2 protein-coding genes are annotated in these 2,897 nt (G+C 46.9%); both read left to right on the top strand.

Annotation, left to right across the window (positions count from 1 at the left end; translation table 11 throughout):
• Nucleotides 1–735 precede the first annotated feature (735 nt).
• Entirely contained in the window at nucleotides 736–1,602 is an 867-nt protein-coding gene (locus DKT75_RS05230; RefSeq protein WP_109821551.1) for a tyrosine-type recombinase/integrase, read from the top strand.
• Nucleotides 1,590–2,708, top strand: a complete 1,119-nt coding sequence (locus DKT75_RS05235; protein WP_109821550.1) for an IS91 family transposase — start codon at nucleotides 1,590–1,592, stop codon at nucleotides 2,706–2,708. Before DKT75_RS05230 ends, DKT75_RS05235 begins: the two co-directional genes overlap by 13 nt.
• The last annotated feature ends 189 nt before the right edge of the window (nucleotides 2,709–2,897 follow it).

Genomic DNA, 2,897 nt, shown 5'->3' on the forward strand with positions numbered 1-2,897 from the left:
TTCTTACTCATCTTTATTGTTTTTTTATCTTGTGGTTGCACCTGTACTAGATCAGGTAACCACATGATTTGTATGTATTCAGATACTTATTTTTATAATTTGCTAAGCGTTAAATCTGAATTATCCCCTAACCTGCCATTATACCGTTCGGCAGTTAACCTAAAGTTAATGAGATTTGGGTAAAGAGGTGTCTATGGAAAGCTCAGGTATGTGCTGCATCGTGGTATTTGGTGGCCAACGAATAAGTCGTTGAATATTCTTTATTTCCATTACTGCCGCTTCAAAGATAATCAATACCTTGCTCTTCGCCGACGCGCTTTGCGCGTAAGGACTGCGTTTAAGGTATTGATTACCTATGGCGCTACTTGAGGTTACGATGGATGTTTTTATATCACTTCTTGATATTGCACTGTTTTGGCTGAATAATGACCTGAAGTTCGCAAGTAGTGTGTCAAAATATAGGCTGAAACAAGTGCTCAAGCCCTGATAACAGTGTTGGGAGTGTTTTTAGAGACATTAAAACTACTTTGACTTTAGTGGTTTAGGGGCTATTTCTAGTTTTTGTTTGCGAAAAAACAAAGGTTTAAGTCCTGATAATATATTAAAAGGTCTTAGACCTTCTTAATGGACTGTTGAACTAAACCGCTTCGCGGTAGCTTACTGGTTTTCAAGTAATTTTCTATAAATGAGCCAAACTTTAATTGTTATTAAACAGACAATTAAAGGCGGTTTATCATGAAAGTCAGTCCTCTACGCCAACGGATGCTTGATACGTTGGTCCTTCGTGGCTGTTCAGCCAGTACCATCAAGTCGTATGTTTATGCAGTTGAACAGCTGTGTCGATATTATCATCGCTCACCTGAGTTAATCACCCCTGAAGACATTCAGGCTTGGTTATTATGGCTGTTGAAGGCACGCGGCGTGTCAGCGTCTACTTGTCGCCAGTATTTTAATGGTGTGCGCTTTCTCTATGCTTTCGTGCTTGAGGATGTTGCGTTTTCAGACTATCGTTTCACACTCCCCAAAGGGCAACAGCGCTTGCCTGACCTGTTAACGCGTCAGGACGTGCAACGATTAACCCGTCAACCTTCCCACCCGAAGTATCGTTTACTGCTGCTAAGTGCCTATGGCTGCGGCCTTCGCGTCAGTGAGCTAGTGCATATTCGACTCTCTGAGATTGATGGCGAACGTCAATTGCTGCATGTGGTTCAGGGCAAAGGGGGTAAAGACCGCTATGTTCCTATTCCTGAGTCCTTATTGCAGCAATGGAGAGAATATTGGCAACAGTACCGACCCAACCTCTGGCTATTTCCAGGGCAAGAAGGGAATGCATTGAGCATTACCACGGTGCAAAAGTGCTATCGTGCCAGTAAGAAAACAGCAGACATTGGCAAGCAGGGTGGTGTTCACAGTTTGCGGCATGCCTTTGCCACGCATTCGTTGCAGGCAGGTATGCCCATTCATCAGTTGCAACGTATTTTAGGGCATAGCCATCTCAGTACCACGAGTCGTTATACACACTGGTTAGCGGATAGTCCGGGTGACAGCCCAGTGGTTGATTTGGTGAAGGGCCTACATTTTAATCAGTCATGCAGCGACTAGCCCAGGTCGTTAGCCAATTTCAGCCGCAACTACCCACTCTCTCACCGCAGCAGTATAAGGTCTGCCATCAAATACAGCGTTGCCGTACGGCAGCATTGGGCGGTTTTCAATTACATTGCCATGATTGCGGTCAAGCGCAGCGCTTGTATCATGCCTGTCGTAATCGACATTGCCCGCGTTGTCAGCAAGGCGCTAGCGAACAGTGGTTAGAAAGAGAGTTGAGTAATGTCGTTAATGCCCCGTATTTCCATTTAGTGTTTACGTTGCCGCACGACCTAAACGGCTGGGTGCGCCTGCACCCGCGCGTTATTTATAGCGCCCTATTTGCCAGTGTTTGGGAGACGCTTAATACGCTCGGGCACGACTCAAAGCGCCTGAATGGACAATTAGCGGCCACCGCAGTTTTGCATACCTGGGGGCAGAACCTCAGTCAGCATGTACATCTACATTGCTTGATCCCTGGTGGCGCACTCGGAGACGATGGCCATTGGCACGCTGCGAAAAACAACTACCTGTTTCCTGTCAGAGCCTTGTCCCATTTGTTTCGAGGCAAGATGGTCAGCGCCTTACGAGCAGCCAGCTACAAAGGAGAATTGAGCCGTATTACAAATGCTGGTGAGGTCAACAAACGGCTCCGTGAGCTGATGCAAAAGGAGTGGGTTGTTTATGGAAAGCCTTGCCTGCATAAAGCAGAAACCGTTGTACGCTATCTATCGCGCTACACTCGTAAAATAGCCATCAGCGAATCGCGTCTTATCGCCATCGATGAGCACAACGTTACCTTCCGCTATCAGGACTACCGGGACGCCCACTCTAAAGTCATGAGGTTGACGGGTGCGGAGTTCTTGCGGCGTTTCTTACAGCATGTGTTACCGCATGGCTTCATGCGCATTCGCCATTATGGTTGGCTAGCCAATGCCTGTCGTAAGAGGAAGTTGCAGGCAGTCCGTCAGGCCATTGCTAACGCTCAGAATGCGCCATTGAGGCCAAGCAAACCATCAAAAATAGCCCATCCCCACGCCTTTGAAGGCATTCCCTGTCGTTGTGGCCAAGGGATGTTGCGAGTCAGTTATCGACTCGTCCCTTGGCAGCTAGAGTATGGCTGACGACTAAAGGGTTAGGCGTTAAGCAGTCGACTCACTATCCATAAGGATGGGTGATAAGCCGCTGTTGTCTGACGGTTCAAACGGGAAGAAAGTCAGCAGATGTTGTGATATATTTAAACGAATAGGCTTACTATGAGACTGAATTGGACGACGAGTCTGGTCGTTTAATGGGCCAAAATAGATAAGTCA

Source organism: Leucothrix arctica, from assembly GCF_003172895.1.
Classification (GTDB): domain Bacteria; phylum Pseudomonadota; class Gammaproteobacteria; order Thiotrichales; family Thiotrichaceae; genus Leucothrix; species Leucothrix arctica.

Bases quoted from the DNA above. Each gene is read 5' to 3' on its own strand.
- DKT75_RS05230 (WP_109821551.1), top strand. From the start codon at position 736: ATGAAAGTCAGTCCTCTACGCCAACGGATGCTTGATACGTTGGTCCTT.
- DKT75_RS05235 (WP_109821550.1), top strand. From the start codon at position 1,590: ATGCAGCGACTAGCCCAGGTCGTTAGCCAATTTCAGCCGCAACTACCC.